Source organism: Flagellimonas abyssi, from assembly GCF_019457905.1.
Lineage (GTDB): Bacteria > Bacteroidota > Bacteroidia > Flavobacteriales > Flavobacteriaceae > Flagellimonas > Flagellimonas abyssi.
Map to the genome: position 1 here is coordinate 61,182 of NZ_JAHZSV010000022.1, position 19,634 is coordinate 80,815.

At 42.0% G+C, this 19,634-nt stretch carries 12 protein-coding genes; 2 read left to right on the plus strand and 10 right to left on the minus strand.

All coding sequences use genetic code 11. The annotated features are described in order from the left end of the window. Nucleotide 1 precedes the first annotated feature (1 nt). Together K1F36_RS14425 and K1F36_RS14430 are read right to left on the minus strand one after the other, a co-directional pair. On the minus strand, nt 2-1,306 hold the full coding sequence (locus tag K1F36_RS14425; RefSeq protein ID WP_258539081.1) for a CitMHS family transporter: 1,305 nt from the start codon (nt 1,304-1,306) through the stop codon (nt 2-4). Continuing rightward, on the minus strand, nt 1,303-2,931 hold the full coding sequence (locus K1F36_RS14430) for a carboxylesterase/lipase family protein (RefSeq protein WP_220114469.1): 1,629 nt from the start codon (nt 2,929-2,931) through the stop codon (nt 1,303-1,305). Before K1F36_RS14430 ends, K1F36_RS14425 begins: the two co-directional genes overlap by 4 nt. A gap of 91 nt (nt 2,932-3,022) precedes the next feature. On the opposite strand from K1F36_RS14430, the gene K1F36_RS14435 reads away from it, so the two are divergent. After that, nucleotides 3,023-3,745 carry an NUDIX hydrolase gene (locus tag K1F36_RS14435; protein ID WP_258539082.1) on the plus strand — a complete coding sequence of 241 codons (723 nt, stop codon included), beginning with the start codon at nt 3,023-3,025 and terminating at the stop codon, nt 3,743-3,745. A 447-nt stretch (nt 3,746-4,192) separates the two neighbouring features. Here the strand turns inward: K1F36_RS14435 and K1F36_RS14440 are convergent, their stop codons facing one another. The 8 genes from K1F36_RS14440 to K1F36_RS14475 all read right to left on the minus strand — a co-directional run bounded on the left by K1F36_RS14440 (nt 4,193) and on the right by K1F36_RS14475 (nt 18,307). Continuing rightward, nucleotides 4,193-5,959: a hypothetical protein gene (locus K1F36_RS14440; RefSeq protein WP_220114482.1), complete on the minus strand. Its 1,767-nt coding sequence runs from the start codon at nt 5,957-5,959 to the stop codon at nt 4,193-4,195. 319 nt (nt 5,960-6,278) lie between these two features. Then, a complete protein-coding gene (locus K1F36_RS14445) occupies nt 6,279-7,514 on the minus strand; it encodes a M14 family metallopeptidase (protein WP_220114470.1) in 1,236 nt (411 codons plus the stop codon). A 173-nt stretch (nt 7,515-7,687) separates the two neighbouring features. Beyond that, the gene (locus K1F36_RS14450; protein WP_220114471.1) at nt 7,688-9,019 is read right to left on the minus strand and encodes a fibronectin type III domain-containing protein; all 1,332 of its coding nucleotides are present in this window, start codon (nt 9,017-9,019) and stop codon (nt 7,688-7,690) included. Between the two features lie 93 nt (nt 9,020-9,112). Next, nucleotides 9,113-10,666 carry an N-acyl-D-amino-acid deacylase family protein gene (locus tag K1F36_RS14455; RefSeq protein ID WP_220114472.1) on the minus strand — a complete coding sequence of 518 codons (1,554 nt, stop codon included), beginning with the start codon at nt 10,664-10,666 and terminating at the stop codon, nt 9,113-9,115. A 102-nt stretch (nt 10,667-10,768) separates the two neighbouring features. Further along, nucleotides 10,769-11,932, minus strand: coding sequence for a hypothetical protein (locus tag K1F36_RS14460; protein ID WP_220114473.1), 1,164 nt, complete (start codon nt 11,930-11,932; stop codon nt 10,769-10,771). 20 nt (nt 11,933-11,952) lie between these two features. Next, on the minus strand, nt 11,953-13,569 hold the full coding sequence (locus tag K1F36_RS14465) for a SusD/RagB family nutrient-binding outer membrane lipoprotein (RefSeq protein WP_220114474.1): 1,617 nt from the start codon (nt 13,567-13,569) through the stop codon (nt 11,953-11,955). A 21-nt stretch (nt 13,570-13,590) separates the two neighbouring features. Beyond that, nucleotides 13,591-16,941 (minus strand): SusC/RagA family TonB-linked outer membrane protein, encoded by a 3,351-nt coding sequence (locus K1F36_RS14470; protein ID WP_220114475.1) that lies wholly within the window; start codon nt 16,939-16,941, stop codon nt 13,591-13,593. A 223-nt stretch (nt 16,942-17,164) separates the two neighbouring features. After that, complete coding sequence (locus tag K1F36_RS14475; protein ID WP_220114476.1) at nt 17,165-18,307, minus strand: FecR family protein; 1,143 nt, start codon at nt 18,305-18,307, stop codon at nt 17,165-17,167. A 104-nt stretch (nt 18,308-18,411) separates the two neighbouring features. Here K1F36_RS14475 and K1F36_RS14480 point away from each other — a divergent pair, with 104 nt between their 5' ends. After that, nucleotides 18,412-18,954, plus strand: a complete 543-nt coding sequence (locus tag K1F36_RS14480; protein WP_220114477.1) for an RNA polymerase sigma factor — start codon at nt 18,412-18,414, stop codon at nt 18,952-18,954. Nucleotides 18,955-19,634 lie beyond the last annotated feature (680 nt).

Sequence of the window (19,634 nt, forward strand, 5' to 3'; positions counted from 1 at the left end):
TTTATATGGGAATAGTTCCTATTAATATAGATACAATGGTCATAACAATGGTCGCACCGAATGCATATTTAAAAGTAAACCGCTGATGTTCCGCTAAATCCACTTTTGCCAAACCGATGAGCAAGAATGTCGTTGCTGTCAATGGGCTCAATGGAAACCCAGTGGTCATTTGCCCCAATATGGCGGCCTGACCCACACTAATGGGTTCTACATTAAATTGACCTGCTACTTCAGATATCACGGGCAAAAATCCAAAATAGAAGGAATCTGGGTCAAAAACAAAGCTCAAGGGCATGCTAGTGACTGCCATGATGAGCGGAATTTGTTCCCCTGCACCATCAGGAATTACATCAGCCATTGCACTTGCCATTTCAGCAATCATACCGGATTCTGTCATGATGCCGGTAAAGACACCCGCTGCCAGTAGGATACTTGCCATCAAAAGGGATGCTTTTGCGTGGGAATCTATCCGGGAAGCTTGATCTTTAAGGTTTGGATAGTTTACCATTAGGGCAATTATGGTACCTAGCATAAATAGCAGTGCAGGTGCGACAATACCCATGATCAGCAATACAATCACTGCAATGGTCAACAAGATATTGAACCAGAACAATTGAGGCCTTCTCATCCTTTTTTCTTCTTCTGAAACTTTTTTCTGATACCCGTCAACTTTATCATCATCCATGGAACCCAGTTGAAGCCTTTTAGCCTCTTTTGAGCCTAAATACCATGCAATGACCAAAACAAACAATATTCCGAACAATTGGGGTATCATTACAGGAGTGTACAATTCCGTTATCTCGACCTGTAGTGCCGTAGCTGCCCGAATGGTAGGTCCGCCCCAAGGGACGAGGTTCATTGTTCCTGCACCAAGGGCAACAACACAGGCCAATACCCTTTTGTCCATTTTGAGCTCCTCAAAAAGAGGCAACATAGCGGGAACGGCAATGAGAAAAGTAACCGCTCCAGAACCGTCCAAGTGAACAATCATTGAAAGAATGGCCGTACCTATGGTAATTTTTACTGGATTGCGCCCCACCAATCTAAGGATGGTATTGATAATCGGGTCGAACATCCCAGCATCGGTCAAAACACCAAAAAACAATATGGCGAAGACGAACATGGCGACCACCGGTGCAATATTCTTGATGCCTTGTATGGCAAAATCTGCGGTATCCAGACCAAAGCCAGCAATCAACGAACCTATAATAGGGACCAGAATCAAAGCGGAAAGGGCACTTACCTTTTTAGAAAGGATAAGTGCCAGCAATACCACAGTAATCGCTATTCCAGTAAAGAGAATCAATTTTTATAAACTTGGTCTAAAAAGTTATAGCGAGCATCGTTCGATGCTTTGATCAATTCGCTTTTGGTATCAATGACCATTACAGGAGGATTACCATCATTTGCTTTGGCGGCATCCCAAGTAGGAAGCTCCCCATCATTAGGGTCACCTGTTTTAATAAAGTTCGCAAAGAACTCCTGCATGGTGTCGGATGCTTTATAATCATCGGCGGTCCAGGCATAATCATCCACAAGATGTAAATTGCCCATAGCATATTCGATTTCTGCGGCATGTGGCGCCCCGATTGCCTTGGGCATTTGAGGTGCTCCGGAATCCCTTTCTACGGTTCCGCCCGCCAATCCCGAAACTTTATTTTGATCACGTAAGGGTGGACGTATCTTGCTGTATAGATATCGATAAACCGGTTGGTCTGAGTTTTTACGGTGCAAATCGAACCATTTCCAAGTACTGTAAACTATAAAGTTATCGGATGCGAGATTGGTCGCTGCCCATTCTACTTCCGTGGATGTGCCATGAGGATAGAGTTCCAAAACCTCCTCATATTTCTTGGGATAGTTTTGCTTTACCTTTTCAACAAAAGCCTCTTTTGTGATTGGGCCCTGTGTAAATGCCATACCCGGTATTTCCGCAGAATTCCATCCAACCAATAACGGTACTTGGGCCTGTTGTTTCGAAGCAAAAATTTCAGGCAGCGTTTTGGGTAGAAGATAGCCATCAATTACCATGGGAAAACCAAACCTTTTGGAGTCGTTATACTTTTCATAGATTTCTCTTGTGCTCAGTTTCCTTAGCTCGGCTATATTTTCCACACCTGTGCTTTCAAGAAACTGTGTTCCTTGTTTCTCTGCCTCTTCCAAGGAAACAGGAGCCATTGTAGGTGAAATTGCCGCTCCACTTTCCCCTATTGCCCCTGCAATAAGGCTTTTTGACAAGGGGGAGGCCATCTGTACACTCACGCCTATGGAACCTGCAGACTCTCCTGCAATGGTCACTTTCTCGGGATTACCACCAAATGCTGTAATATTCTCCTGCACCCACTTGAGGGCCATGTTCTGATCCAATTGACCGTAATTACCAGATGCTTTATACGGGGCCTCTGCGGTCAGTTCAGGGTGTGCTAAATTCCCGAAAATATTCAGGCGATAATTGGTTGTCACGACCACAATGCCCTTTTTGGCCATGCTCTCACCATCATATCTATACTCGGATGCATCTCCAGCAACGTTTCCTCCTCCATAGAAATAGACCAAAACAGGAAGGTCTTTTTCGCTGTGTTTAGCAGGTGTCCATACATTTAAGTATAGACAGTCCTCACTCAAACCTTTTGAGCGGGATTTCATATCCCCGAATACCATAGCCTGTATAGGTCGAGGACCGAATGCTTTTGTTTCCTTAACACCTTCCCATGCATCCAAAGGTTGGGGAGCTTTCCAGCGAAGTTCCCCTACAGGTGGTTTTGCAAAGGGAATCCCAAAGTACTTTTGGATGCCCGAATGTGTGTCATAAAGTCCTTCAATTGTTCCGTTTTTCAGTTTCACTTGGACTGGAAAGGCATTAGTGTTCTGTGCATGAGCACTAATGCCAAATCCTAATAAAATCATTAAGTTGATAGCTAATTTCTTCATTGTGCGTTTGTTCTCTTTGTTATTGTAACATATTGTTACAATAATACTTTGTTTTTTCGACTTTTCATGCTTTATTTACAAAAAATCTATTTTGAACACTGACAAACATTCACTGGGGCCTAAAAAGGAAGACTATCTTTCCCATATCGCATTTGATTCTGTCATATTTGGTTTCAATGGAAAGCAGTTAAAAATTTTGGTGTTGGAATATCAAAACACCGGCTTATTCGCTTTGCCTGGAGGTTTTGTAAAACGAAACGAAAGTCTCAAAGATGCTGTCACCAAAGGTGTAATGGAGCGCACAGGAATAGAAGACCTTTATTTGGAGCAGTTCCATACTTTCGGGGATCTCGATAGATTTGATTCCAAAGCCATGGAGCGAATATTGGAAATGAATGGATTGGACATCAAGGCTCATGAATGGCTATTGGACCGGTTTATTTCCATCGCCTATTATGCATTGATCAATTTTGAAGAAGTCAATCCCATTCCTGATTCTTTGGCCGACAGTATTGAATGGTATTCATTGGATGAACTTCCCCCATTGATGATGGACCATGAGGAAATTGTCCAAAAAGCACTTGAAACCATACGTGAAAATCTGGACAAAAAATTGTTGGGCATGAATCTGCTTCCTACAAAATTTACCATGAAAGAATTGCAGAATGCCTATGAAAAGATAATGGGCGAAACCTTTAAGCGTACCGCATTCCAACGGAGGATGCTGGCTACAAAAAGCTTGGTCCGTCATGAAAAGCTATTTACAGGAGGAGCCCATAGAGCACCTTACCTCTATAGTTTTAAAATCAAGTAAAGCTACAGTCATTTGGGTCTATTTCAAAACCGAACAAAAATTTGGAAGCGTTAGATATAATGGAAACGCCGGACATAGTATACCTCCTTCGCCGGACAAAATTGAGCACTTTCAAAACTAACACAAAAATCTAATTTTCAACTCACTAAAATCAAATATTGGGCAGCTCAAATCTTCCGTTTTTGGTGGTCTTAACCATCCGGCTCATCCAACACATTGCGGATGATTTTCTGACCAATGTTATGCGCTATTCCACACCTTTAAGTCTCGGTGGGAAAATCGTGCCGATTTTTCACGTATGAGCCATATACCAACCTGTAGCCTTCGCAAAAACGGCTGTAATTTTGATTATAAAGAGTTTACACTTTATTGGAAAAGAGTTGTCCAAATTTTATAATCAAAGAAAAGTTCAAACAAACGATGTTTTTCGTTTTATCAACCCTTAAATTATACCTCTTTCATTTCTGGAATAGTAACTGCTATGAGTTCTTCCTTAAAAAACAGAAGGTCCTTTTGTATGTTGGTGCTTTCAGGAGATAGATACGTTAGAAACAAATCCTGATAATAGGCAATTCCATTGAACAAATTACTTCTAAAACCCTCCCATTTCTTGATTTGTTTGGTCGTAACTTCTTCTGAAATAGTTTCTATTTCATTTTTCAAATAATCCACATACATTTTCAATTCTTTCACAAACATATTTGGGCGATATATGGGGGAAAGTATAGACCCATTTCCATAAATATGCTGCATTATTTTGAAAAGTGACACTTCATTATCGAAATAAGCCATATTAGGTCCTGGACAAATGACCACACCTTGTTTCTGTCCTTTTATTTCAATATCGTTTTCCAAAAAAGACGCATTGGCCAAACCTACACAGAGGCAGGCCTTTTCAGTTATTTTGGCTTTGGCGTTTTCATAGGTGTTTCGGGAGACTTCAGACGTTTTGGCCTCCAATTCTTGCAGTTTCACATCTTGATACTTTTTTGAAGCTGTACAAATGCCTTTTGCACCCAATTCTTTGCTCAGTGCCAAATATTTTTTTGGGCAAGAACTCCCCGCTTTATTGTTAAGGATACGTTTTTGTTTGTGGTACTCGTTTGTGGTGCCTTTTATGGTGTTAAAAGGAATTCCCAAAGGCGAAATATTGCTTAAATACAAATCCTTTTCCATGGCATTGGCCAATAACGTCCTAGTTTTCTTATCTACCGATGTAGCTTCCGGAACCAATAAAAATGGGCTTCCCCAACCTACGGAATCAACTTGGTAATTTTTAAGTAAAAATTCGTGTTCGCTGGCCGTGCCGACACCACCTTGAACGGTGATGTTTAAATCTAAGGGCTGTTCGGGAACAGCTAGCCCTTTGTGCTGCAACCCTTTAGTCAGAACATTGTGCGTGTCTTGCACCAGCTCTTCTTTTTTATTTTTAAATTCTTCTAAAATAGGCCCCAATAAGTAGCCATCCGTGGCAAATGCGTGTCCTCCACAGTTTAAACCAGATTCAATTCTATATTCGGAAACCCAAAGTCCCTTTTTTGCCAAGAATTTACCTTGAATGATCGCCGAACGGTAATCACTGACCTTTAGAACAATCTTCTTTTTTAACTGGTTGTTCCTATCGGGAAAGAAATCTTTGAAATTTTCAAAATAACTATATAATCTTGGGTTCATTCCTGCAGAAAGCACTACTGAAGAATTTAGGTTACTATTGGCAAAACCCCGAAGTGATGCATGTGCATCATTGAATTCGATAGGCAATTGCTCATTTTTGACAAAGTTATCCTTATCAACTTTTGTCATGATATTCACATCAATGTCCCCAGCTTTTAAATGTGCTTCCAAAAAGTTTTCTATATCATCCTTACGTACTGAATCTTCATTGATTAAATTAGAAAGTCCTTCCTTTAAATAGGATTTATTGGGCAGGGTAGCGATAAACCTTTCCAATACCAATTTACTTTCGGCCAGTTCTTTTTTAAATTTTGCGAATTTTTCCTTAACAATGGCATCCACCAAGTTTAAATAAGAAGTAACACGTTTGGCTCGATAATCCTGTACTTTTTTTGAAATTTCTTGATAGGGAAGATTGAATTTTTTACTGTAAAACGAATTCATTTTCTCCATAAGCTCATCATCAATTATGGATATTACAGAAGAAATTCCATAGTGGGCCACACGAATTGGACTGTCTATGGTATAGGCTAACCCCATTACCGGAATATGGAAGGTGTGTATTGATTTAGGCACAAACTTTTTTTAAATTAAACAAGACACAAAAGTGACCTTACTTTTTTATCCAAACGCTGACATATATCATATGTCAGCGCTATTTACCGTAGTATCTTCTGAAAATTTACCAAGAAAACGGAATGGGACAGGAAAAAGGTGTACATAGATCATGAAGAAGTATTGAAAAAAACATTTGCATCCAGAGGTGGCCTATATTCCCCTTTCTATATACTATCATAACAAAGCATTTAGAATTCCATGGACTATTATACTTCGCGATGTATGTCTAATTCATGATCCATTATTTCTCCAATAATAATTCCATCATGGCCAGTGAGGATGCCTTTCCGATTTCAAGTATACGCTCCTTTGGCGTGCTATCCCCTATTTCATAAGTAATCCCAACTGCGCCATGTCCATACAAAAACCATCCTTTTGATACGGGTTTGTTACTATTGGAATCTTTTTCGTTTACTTTGTAATCCTCAATATCCTTTTCCAACCGAGCGAACCAATCATCGATAAAGTGGGGCATGGTAGTTCCTTCACGAGTCTTGTTGGTATAGAAAACATCTTCATAAGTGGAATGAAAATCCAACCCCAAAATAATTTTCCCTTTATCCCTTTTACTACTTTTTTCAATATAAGAGGCTACATTGCGAACCTCAGCTTGTCGGTATTTGGACCAATCCCGATTAAGATCCACCCCATTGGAATTGTGTCTCCAATGCCCTAAATCCACTCCATCTGGATTAAGATTTGGGAAAGCCAACACCCTATATTTGCTTAAAAATTTAGTGGAAAGTGCAGAGTTTTCCACGATAGTTTCAACAAATTTTTGAAAAGCGAAGAAGCCTGTGACTTCTGGAGGATGCTGCCTTGTTAAAAGTACAACAATGGGTTTGCCTTGCGGATTTCCCCTGTACATGTCCAAAACCGGGATATTTCTCCCCAAGTTGGACTTACCGGCGCTTCCCAAGTGTACAAAATCATTGGAATCCACAATATGTTGCAGATACCATTGTTTCACATCATCTGAACTATTGATTTCTTGGGCCGCAATTAGTTGGGGCTCCCTATTTACCATTAGCCGTAGCATCCGCCCTTTACCTGATTTGATTACATTCACAGAATCCATAATGCCCCATTCCCCATTCGTTCTCTTTTTGGGTTTGTACCTGTGCCTGAATTCTTCAGGATACTCAAACTCAAAGTAAACCTGCCTTGGTAATTCGGACCAAGTTTCAAAAGCATAGTAAGGGCTCTTGTTGATGGGAGTGTTCTCTGGGGCAAAATACAATGTAATCGTTGAATCATTCAATTGGTTAGCACCGTTGAGGCGAGCTCCATCAAATTCATTGCTCACTGAAACTCCCAATGCTTCAAAGTAATAGGTCTTTTTAGTTTGATAATCTATCGGTTTGTCACTAGTGTCTACCGGATTTTTAAACTTTACTTTTTTGGGCAGGGTACAATCAACCATTATTAGCGCCAAAGCAAGAGGCAAAACGGTTTCAAAATATCTCTTTATTGTCATATTCGTGGTATAAATTATTGTATCGACCGTCAACACAATCTCATAATAAAAATCTGATTATCATGAGAATAAATTGTTTTGATAGTATTTTAGGACGGCGGTTCATCGAAAAGAATTCCATCTGATCAACGATTTAGTATATTAATTTGCTGGAGCTGTTTGGAGTCTACCATTTAAAAAACATTTCCCAAGGCATTGCTCATCTTGGCCCAACCCGAAGCATCCTGACGAAGTTTTGGCCGTGCCTGTTCTATGTGGATAAACCTTCCCGATGTTTCCGTGGCTGAAGTGCCACAAGGATCGGGAGAACTATTGATAAAACGACCTTGTGTGTTGGTAAAACCCCTTAACCGGGTCCAATCTGTATTTATATGGGCAATTTTGAACGTTAACGTATTGTCCTCTACCAAAAGGGCGTCCCTGATAAGGGCTGCGTAGTCCATATCTGGGATGTCTGTGGTTCCATTGCTCATGATTACATCCGGGTCACCTTCTCCCTTACCAAAACCGTGCAATTGTACAAAAATGGTATTCGGAGAACTTGTAGCAATGAGCTCCGTTGTCTTTTGAAACGCTGAAATGGTATTATGGGCCAAATCCGATATACGATAGGCGCCACTGCTCCCACATGCTGACGTTGTTCCAGAACATTCGGAAGCATCATCACTGTTACATCTGTGCGCACTGCTCAACAAAAGAGCTTTTGCCACATTGTTCCTAAAAGAATATGCAGCCTGATGACCAGTATTGGTGTCGTATTTAACATGGGGGGCCATCAATACCAAATTCTCCTTTTCGGGGGTTTTACTAAAAACATAGATGCCCCAGTAGTTGGATGTATTGGCTTCGTACTCGGCCAAAACATAAAAAACCTGATTGGGCGATAATCCTGTGTCGGTGAACTCTGTAATCTGATAATTAAAATCAACCGCTTTGGAAACAGCTTCTGAAATATCATTGCTCAATAAAGCATTGATTACATCCTCCCATTGCTCCAATTGTGCGCCATTGGGTTTCCTATAACTATTTTCCCCGCTCCCTGGAGCATCAAGAATCAGGTTTTGCAGATATGCATCAATATTCCCTGATGCGAATTGAAGCTCTGCTGCAATGGTTCCAATAGTATTCACTTGTAATGTTTGACTTAATTCGGATTCATTTCCTGCGGCATCGGTCGCCAAAACTTGATAGGTATACTCACTTCCGGGTTCCAAATCGTTCAAGGCATAGAATGTTTGCCCTGAACTGGCCAAATAAGTCCCGTTTTGATATATGGAATAATTTTTGACCCCAACATTGTCCGAAGATGCATCCCAACGTAAATCTGCCGTGGTCTGGGTCACATTTTCCACGACCAATCCCGATGGTTTTGTAGGGGCCTGGGTATCTTCATCTATCGGGGTTTCGTCGTTTCCTCCACTTGAAGAGCACGAAACCACCAGTATCAAAACCATGAGGATGCCCTTCACTTGGCTAAACTTTCTAATCAACTTTTTAGTTCTCATTTTTTATTGTGTTGTGGAAAACAGCATCATATCTAGACTTTTTTAAGCACCGAGCGGTAGTTGTGCCCATTGAATCGCGTCTCTTGGAGAAGCCTAAGGTTGTAACACTTTTCCGTTTAATTTTTTTGTAAATTTTCCATTTTCAATAGATAGTTTTCCATTGATTATACTGTAGATGACCCCTTCCGAAATTTGAAAAGCATCCATATAATCTGCTTTATCGGTAAAGTTTTTCGGATCAAAAATGATAATGTCCGCATAATTTCCTTCTTGGATCGTGCCCCTTTTGGAAAGTTTAAGGATCTCTGCAGTTTTAGAGCTGCTCCGATTAATGAAGGAGGCCATGTTCAATATACTGTCTTGCTTGACAAATTTTCGGTATTTGTATGGAAAGGTCCCATACTTTCTTGGATGTCCCGAACCTCCGTCCGAACCGGTCACTACCCAAGGTTGTACCATAAAGTTCTCAATATCATAAGAGTTCATATTGAACGAGGCTATTTTAATATAGCCCGTTTTCAATATATCGAAAACAGCATTTTCAGGTGATTTTCCAAGGTCTTCCGCTATTTCCAGAACATTCTTTCCCACAAGTGTGGTATCCGGCGCCTGTATTACAAGTAATTTGTCCGCTCCTCCCCTTCTTGTGATGTTCCTCTGCGTCTCTTCAAGTATTTTACTCCGAAGTGCCGGATTTTGAAAACGTATGAACAATGAATCGGTTCCACCACTTTCGGCCCATCGGGGCACAACGGCAGCTTTTAAACTTGTTGCGGATGCATTATACGGGTATTGGTTGGCTGTGATATCGATGTCTTTTTGTTGTGCCGTTTCCACTATTTTTATAATGGAATCACTTTGCTTCCAAACATCGACACCTAAACATTTTATGTGTGAAATATGTACTGGAATATTTGCTCTTTCACCAATCTCAATGGTTTCTTGCACAGCGGGTATCAACCCAATGGAATAAGTGCTCTCATCCCTCATATGAGTATCATAAAAACCGTTGTTTTTGGCAACGACCTTGGCCAGTTCCACAACCTCGTCCGTTGTGGCGTAGCTGCCCGGTGCATAAAACAGTCCTGTTGACATTCCAAACGCCCCAGTATTCAGCTCTTGCTGCATCAAATACTTCATCTGCTCTAGCTCTTCCTGAGTGGCCTGTCTGTCACTTTCACCCATGACTTGCTTTCTGATGGTCCCATGACCTACCAAAGTGACCACATTGGTTCCTACACCATTTTTTTCGCACGCTTCCCTGTATTTTGACAGGGGATAGGGACTGCTTCCATCATTGCCTATGGTTACGGTTGTTACTCCTTGAAAAAGAAATGGTTTGTTGTGTGAATGTTCCGGGTCGTCCAGATCGTTTGTGGCATGGGTGTGTGGATCAATAAACCCGGGCGACACTACAAATCCCTGTGCTTTTATGGTTTTTGTGGCCATCACCTCGCTTTTGTTGTTGTCACCGAGCCAAACAATCTTATCGTCCTTTATGGCAATCGCAACGGATCGGGGCTGCGACCCCACCCCATCGTATACAGTACCGTTTACAATCAAAATATCTGCTTTGATTCTGCTTTTATCTTTACAGGAAAACAGCAGGACCACCAGCACCATGAAACCTAGAAACTTTCTTTTCATCAGGATTTTTCTTTAATGGAATGTCAGCCCCATACCTTTGGGGCTGACATTTCAATGTATTTGAGCATAAAATTATCCTCAAGAAATCAATTAATAACAGTCCTAATCCTCGGATTCATAAATGATCACATTGTCAATATCAAAAGACTCGGGTGTAGCGCCAGATTGTATCTGAATGACCAATTCATAGGAACGTACACCTCTTAGGTATCCACTATTGATTTCATACCACTGCCCGGCAACTTCCTCGATATCGTCACTATAGATACTGGCCAGTTCAAGAACCTCAGAACCCGAATCGGTGGTAATATTGGCATAGGCATGTATACCGTCCAATTCCTCCCAGCTGGTGTCACCAAAAAACACTTGAAAAGATACCCCAGAGTTCTGCTGCCCCTCGGGCACCTCCACGGTATCAAAGGTCAGTCGTATAGCTCCATCGGCATCTTCCGAATGGAAACCTTGAACCCCATCTGGATACGCTTCATAATTCTCAAAAAGAGAAAAAACACCGATGCGTTCCTCAGAAAAACCGAGACTGCTGGTGCTGATATCCGTGATTGCAATATATTCCGCATCGAAACCGAGCTCGTCGTCTATACCGGTACCCGCTGCAACATAATCCACGTAGGGAGGTACTTCGCCATTGATCAGGTCAAGGGTTTCATCATTGCTTCCGTTTCGGTCATAAGTGTCGTCCTCGGCACCAATCGGAACTTCTTCAAATGAGGTTCCCCTGATTTTTTTACCAGCGGGCTGAAAAAAGGAAATGGAAAACTCCATGGCCTGATTCGGGAAATACAACTTGGATCTATCCGTGGTATCTCCCCCTTCGTTCACATTATTATCGTTCAAATCCGGGGAGGCACCGCTAAAGGTACCATTAGGACTGGTTACCGTACCCACAAAGGACATGGTGGACCCCAGTTCGATGTCATCCTCAGTCAGACCGAGTGCATCAATAATATCACTGATGGAAAGTTCCAATTGATAAGGAAACTCTGTTACTGTGACGATATCCTCTGCTGTTGCATCTCCGTAGGTCACGGAGAGTGAATAACTGTCGGCATTGCCGTTGGAATCCACCAATTGTGCACTGATTACATCGGAATCCAAGCTGAGCACGCTATAGCTGAGTTCTGGCGTTTGATCAAAGGAAACAAAACCACCTCGGTCCGTAATGTCCTCAAACGTATTGTTATCATTGGAACAGCCTATCAAAAATAACAGTCCCAATAGAAATTGTATGCTTATATTACTTTTCATAATAGAAATCGTTTTGCTGTTTATTTAATGAAACTATCAGGGTTGGTGTCCCAAAATACCTTGTCATAGTTATTTTTCTGTTCAAGGGACAGATTTCGCTGTACTTCCAACCTGGATAATGGAAAACTTCTTGGAAATACGGGATTGTCATCATCTATGGGCACCTGCATGTCGGATGGATATCCCGTTCTTCGGTAGAAGTTATAAGACTCTATGGAGTTTCCGTAAGCGGCCAAATAGTATTCCTTCATTACAATATCCAATCGTGCCTCATCGGTGGTGGCATTTGAATAATCCTGCATGACCTCATCTACATAGGCGTCCACATCGGCAGCTGTGGGTTGAAGATCAGAGGTTACTCCTCCGAATGCCATTACTTTGGACATGGAGTTGCGAATTCCAGTCTCAAGCAATGTTGCAGGGTCGTCATTGGTTCCAAGGGTCAATGCTGCTTCGGCACGCAAAAAGCTAACATACGAAGAGGTCAATAAGGGCAGGATTCCCGCTCCGCCCAAGTTATCGGTAGTGTTCGGTGCGCCAACGAATTGGTCTTCATCAAAGCTACCACCGCCCGGGTAAACCCCGTAAACGGTTCTCAGCAGATTGTCCCCTCTTCCTACACGGCTTTCCCCATGGTCGTAGCCCCAATACTGATTACCTATGTAGCAATAATCTACGTCCGGATCTCCTTGACAAGGCAGGTACGGAGGTCCACTGAAAGGATCTTCGTTGGACTGTCTGTAGAGGTAATAGCGAATTCTTGGATCTGGATTGTTTTTGGATTCCTTGAGCTGAAACATAAAATAGTTCCCGATATATTGGTCAAAACCGCTCACATAGGCTCTTTGAAAATACAGATGTCTACTTTCCGGTTCCTGTACGGTACTATAGGGCCATTGAAAATCCTCTTCGCCCGAATCAATCAAGTTTTGAGACAATAGGGAATTGATTTCGGCTTGCATATCCGCTATGCCTATATCGGTACTTGCCAATCTTGCCTGAACAAGCATCCTTAATTTGAGGGAATTTGCAAAGGCTATCCATTTACCCTTGTCGCTTCCATAGAAAAGATCAGTAGAAAAGTCAAAGTTGGCATCTTCGATTTCCGTTTTGGCCTCGTTTATATCCTCCAATACCATCTGGTAAAGGGCTGCGCCACCATCCAGCTCGGGATTTGGGTACTCGGAATTGTTAACGGCCTGGGCATAGGGAATGGCCCCTATATAATCCACCATGGTCACGGTCATATAGCCCATCAAGAGCTTCGCGATACCGCTATGGAAGAGCAAGGTTTCGTCATCCTCCGCCAGTGCCTCAATAGTCCGTACATTGTTCAATGCTTCATAATAGGTATCCCATTCTTTACTGGTATCCCCATCCATAACGCTGGTGGGAACCACATCGCCATAGGTATCCGTCATGGCTTCATATCTCATCACATCATCCGTGTTGACGATCATCCATTTCATGTAATGCTGGAAGAGGTACTGTACCTCGTTGAGCATGTATTCCGGGTCCGCACTATCGGGTGTCAGATAATTGGGGTTCTCCTGTAGATCGAAATCGGAGACCTCGCAACCCATAAAGAGCAGTAAGGCCAGTGTGCTTATACTAAAGTATCTTACTATATTTTGCATGTTATTTCTTTTTAGGTACGATTAAAATGTTGCTGTTATGCCCAATGCAATCCTTCTGGTGGAAGGGACTGTACTGTTTCCTTCCAGTCCATCACTTTCTGGATCATAATTGGTATACCTTGGGAAATTCGGTGCCCTGTACCATAGGTTTCTTCCTGAAAGGGTAAAGTTGATGCTCTTAAAGGGGAGTGATTGTCCTTTTTGTGTTGTTAAGGTATACCCCAAAGAAACCTCCCGTATCCTAAATATCGAGGTATCCCACATGGCAAGGTCATTGGCATTGTAGTAATTGGAATACGATATCCTACCTGGATTCATTTGAAAGGTGTTGGGAATCTCGTTCCCATTTGCATCCAACAAGGGCGCTCCGGTAGCATCGTCCGCCAGATATCCGGGAATGACGAATGCACCGTCCCTATCCTCGGTATCCCTAGTGACCCCACGTTGCAACATGCTGCTCACAGCCGAGGAGTAGATCTCGCCACCATGTCTGTATTCAACCTGTGCCGAAAACCTAAAACCTTTATAGCTAAAGGTGTTGATGTTGGTCAGTCGCCAATCGGCATTGGGATCTCCGATGACCTTATCATCAAACCCAACATCGCTACTGGTAATCACCTCACCTACCCTTGTACTGGAACCGTTTCCGCTTATAAGCAGGTTCCCATTGCCATCTCTAAGGGCATAATCCCCCATGATAACTCCAAAAGGCTGACCCTCTACAGCAAACCTGTCGTCCGTAGAGCTAAGGTTGATGTTGGCCCCCGTGTCTGTAGTCTTGACCACTAAAGATTCGTCTGCGGTGAAAATATTGCGGAAATTCCATTGGAAATTATCATTCTTGAACAAATCTATGCCCAGGTCAATTTCAACACCTTTATTATCAACTCTACCTAGGTTGATATACTGCGTGTCAAAACCTGAAGAGCCTGCCAAGGGAGCACCTACAATCTGATCTTCGGAAATTCGTTTGTAAACGGAGGCTTCCAAGGTCAATCTATTGTTGAACATATTGGTTTCCAATCCAAGCTCGAACTCACGGTGCAGCTCAGGTGCCAGGTCTGGATTAGCAAACCTTGTACTGTACCTATTGGTTACCGGGTACGACCCATCGGCCGCTGCAAATCTGAGGTTATCTATCACCAAGGTTCCCCTGGTCCTGTACGCACTCGGGTACCCTGAAGAGGTTGCATAAGCCCCCCTGATCTTTAAAAAGTTGATTACATTCCCCCCAAAATCAAAGGCAGAGGTCGGCACAAAAGATAGGGATGCACCTGGATAGAAGAGGGATTGATTGGCTTTTTCGACCGTACTTCCCCAATCGTTTCTTCCCGACAGTGTTGCATATAGGTAGCGCTTGTAAGCGAACTGGAACTGTCCAAAAACACCGGCTAAATTCTCATCTTCCGACTCGTATGCCGCTTCGGTGGTAACGTAATTACTGGGTCTCAAAAAACCATATACCACTTGTCCATCGGAATCCGATGACCGACTCTGGTATCGGGTAATTCTGGAGTTTGCCCCAATCTGTGCCTCCAAATTTAGGTCTTCCGTAATATTCTTATTAAACCCAAGTATTACGGTCTGGTTAACATCTATATCTCTTTCGCTGTCCAAACGCAGGTATCCTATTTTAAAAGTATTGTCGTCGTATCCTCCTTTATTGGAATATTCAAAACCACTAAAATGCCTACTATCATAACCAGCCCTATAGATTAGGTTGAAATCATCACTCAATTTATAATTGGCATTGACGGTACCGTATACGTGTTCGACAATATCGTTGGTCCCGGTATTGTGCAACATCCACAGCGGATTTGTATCATTTCTGTAATACACGGATTCCCCGGTCAATGGATTCTGATAGGGAAGCTCGGTCAAATCAATCCATCGAGGCTGATAGTAGACTACATTGAAAATACTTTCACCGTACACCCTATTTACTTTTCGTGACGAATAGTTAAGGGTAGCGCTAAGGTCCAACTTGTCGGATATCTGGGCACGCCCTCCGACACTGATGTTAAACCTTTTTAAATCGTTATGGTCTATAATTCCTTTTTCATCCGTATAGCCAGCGGTAATATTGAAACCGACCTTTTCCTGCGATGTGGCCACGGTCAATGAATGTGTTGTCCCGACCCCTGTCCTGAATATATTCCGAACATTATTAGGTTTGGCGGAAATGTTCATGGTTGCACCTTCGTATTGTGGAAAAATATCGCTCAAAGGAGCATACGGATGGTCAATTGTACCAATATCCGAAAATGCGGGGCCCCAATTGGAAAGATAGGTAGGCTGGAACTCGCCCTCCCCTCCGTTGGAATAAGTATTCTGAAATTCAGGTAATTGTGACACCGTATTGGTATACACGGTGGTAGAATAACTAGCCGTAGTCTTTGCCTGTCCTGTTCTAGCGGAGCCACTTTTGGTCTGGATCAGGATAACCCCGTTCCTACCCTCACTACCATAAAGTACGGAAGCATTGAAACCTTTGAGTATGCTCATACTTTCAATATCGTTGGGGTTGATGTCCCTTAACAATCCATTGAAAGGTACATCGTTTACCACGATCAAAGGGTTGTTGGAGCCGGTTATCGATACATTTCCACGTATTCGTATAGGGGAATCGGAACCTGTCTGTCCATCGGCCGGGGTAATCACCACACCAGCAATCTTACCCTGTAGGGTCCTTGCCAAATCCGCTTCGGGACGCTGCTCGACCTCCTCCGATTTTACTTGTGAAATGGCATAACCCAAAGCTTTTTTCGATTTTTTGATACCTTGAGCGGTTATCACGACCTCTTCCAGCGCCTGAGCCGTTTCTTTCATCACAACGTCTATCGTAGCTTGGTCACCTACCTTTACCTCCTGTGTCTCGAACCCCATATGCATAAATTGGAGCACATTCTCGGGATAAGGTACCGCAATACTGTAGTTACCATCAAAATCCGTTGTGGCCCCCTTGGTGGTTCCTTTGATCAAAACAGTTACATTGACCAAAGGAAAACCTTCTTGGTCGGTAACGGTACCGGAAACATTGATCTGTGATCGTCGATTTCTCGAATCCGCTTTTTTTACCATTATGGTGTTGTCCGTTGTCAGTACAACGTTTAGGTCGCCCGGTTCCAAGCTTTTTCTTAAAAGCCTATTGGTGCTGATCCTGCCTTTTTTTACCGTTATCTCCGGATAATCATCGAACATCCCCACCTCGTAGATAAAACTGTAGTCGGTTTGGCTCATAATAAGGTCAAACACCTCATCAACGGTCATTGCCCCGTCAAGGTCTATTTTAATACTGGAGTTTTGTGAAACAAGATCATTGGGCGTAAAACTGAATACCGTAAGACAACATAGAAATATAAATGTTCTCATGAGTAGCAATAAAAGTCGATTGCCAAAAAGCAACCCAACTTTCGTTAGTTTAGTTTTCATAAATTTGATTGTTATTAGTTAGTTCTGAACAATTAATTGATAATACTATCCGGGGACTGAACCATTTAACTTTGGCGAGTTTGGTTCGTCCCCTTTTTTGGGTTCTCTTTTAAGTCATATACTGGTTTTTAAGGTTCTACTTCCTTTTATGGCTGGTTATTTTTTACTTGAGTATGACGGTTTTATCGTTGATCTCATAACTGTGCAATGAACTGGACATGATGACGGACAGCACTTCCTCGATACTCTGGTTCTTCCTAAGCACTCCTTTGAACTTTCTTTCCTTAAGCGAGCTATTCTCAAAGACCACTTCCATATCATACCATCGGGAAAGGGTCTTCATTATATCGCTCAAAGACTTCTTTTTAAAGCTAAAAACTCCTGATTTCCAAGAGGTTTCAGAGAAGACATCAACATTGGAAACAGAGATTAGGCCCGTGTCCAAATCAAGTCTTGATTGCTCCCCAGGAGTCATCTCCAGGGCTTCCTCTCCTATCTTTACCGATACCTTTCCTTCTACAAGCGTTGTAAGCACTTCGGATTCCTCCCCATAGGCCTTAATATTGAATTGGGTTCCCAATACTTGGATTTCTTGTTCTTTGTGATATACTTTAAAATCGTCACCGTTGTTATTTTCGCTCGATGCCACCTCAAAGTAGGCCTCTCCATATAGTAAGTATACTTCCCGACTCTGTCCTGGAACGAACTCTACCGGGTATTTTAATTTGGACTCCGAATTGATCCAGACCTTGGTACTGTCCGAAAGCTGAAGGGAGTACTGGCCTCCTCTTGGTACGGTAAGATAATTGTATTCGACCTTGTTGTTTTGACCCTTGGGGGAATAAACCACTTGATCCCCCTTTGCTTTCAAAATTTCGTTGCTATAATCTGTTTCCTTTCCCAAGGTGATGTCGCTTCCGTCTCCAAGGGTCAATACAGCGGCATTCTTCCCTGGCTGTATTTTGTTGTTGGTCACCACTGGTGCAGGCACTACGGGATCGTTCGTGGAAAAAAGACTGTCCTTGAAAATAAGGCCCGAGGTTACCACGACAATGATCACTGCAGCATATTTTAGCAATGAAGCGTACTTGTTCTTCTTTTCGACAATCTTGAGCTTTTTTTGCAGTTCCTTGCCATTTGGAAAGTGCTGATTTGAATTCAACAAATGGTTGATCTCTACAAACTCATTAAAATAATTCTGGTTTTCCTCAGATTTGAGCCACTGCAATAATTCCTCCGACTCTTGCTCGGAAATTCGATTTTCAACTAATTTTAGCAGTAATTTATCAACCTTCGTTTGATTCATACTTAATAATTATTTAATCTTATGACGCGGGAGGATCCCATCCCCCCCCTTTAAAGGACAAAAAATTTATGTTTTTGCTCTTTTTTTAAAAAAACAACCTCTTTTTGCAGCAGCGTACTGACATATTTATACTGAATGCCCTCAAGAAAGGAGACAAAAAAGTCTTTGAAAAGCTCTATTCCTCCTATTACCAAAAGTTGTGTTCCTTCCTTTTGAGTTATTGCCAAGATCACGAGATCATTGAGGATGTGGTGCAAGATGTTTTTTTGAACCTATGGGACAAGCGCAGGGAAATCAAGATCCAAACTTCTTTGAATGCTTTTCTTTATAAGTCAGTGTACAATAAACTCATGGATAAATACAGACATCTCAGGCTTAGGAACGAAATGCTTTCCTCCTACTACCATACGGCCGTCATGCTAGCTGTGGAAAAAGAAGAGGACCGACCAAAAAAGCACATAATACTGTTGCGCCAATGTATGGAAGGACTTCCTGATAAATGCAGAGAGGTCTTTTTAGGGGGCAAGGTCCGCGGACTGAACTACAGTGAAATCTCAAAAGAATTTGGAATTTCAACAAAAACGGTAGAAGGACATATTGCGAGAGCTTACAGACTTTTGAAAGAGTGTATGGATAAGTATAAATAACCAAGGAAAAAGCTCAAATTCAAATAAAGGATAAAGCCTCCCACTAAAATTTTACGGAAAGTAGCTTCCCTTCGGATAAAACAGCATGAGCATATTGGTTTTCCTTCATTTGAATCTCTGACCTTATTTGAATCAATCCTACAAGTCAAGGTGTATGTGTGACTTTTTCAGATATTTAAAACACATCGTCATTCTTGAAATTTCAAGCTTCAAACTTTCGATTTCAGTCTTTCTATGGTGGGGCATGTCCATCAGTGGAGATCATTTGCCCTTTAGACCCCCAAATACGGAAGGTATCGATAAAGAATGTCACTAAAACGGATACTTTGAACCACCTCACACCCCATATAGATAGCTGTTTATCGGTCATATGATTTCACAATGCTCATTTTTTCCGTTTAAGACGGTATACCACAACCGTGATTTGTACCCTTGATTCCTTTTTCATGAACTATTCGTTGCAAATCTACTGTAAATCAATATATTTAGATTACATTTACAGTCGTTCCATTTTTTAGAACCCTCAAAATAGTAATATCAACTGCCGATGGCGGTCCCTCGTTAAGCAATTCTAATACGGTCTTCCTTCACGTTTTTTACCCATTTTGAAGTAAGTAATTGTTTAACATAATCTTCATTTTGAAGTGATTTAAACTTTTTTTGGATCGAAAGATAGGGCT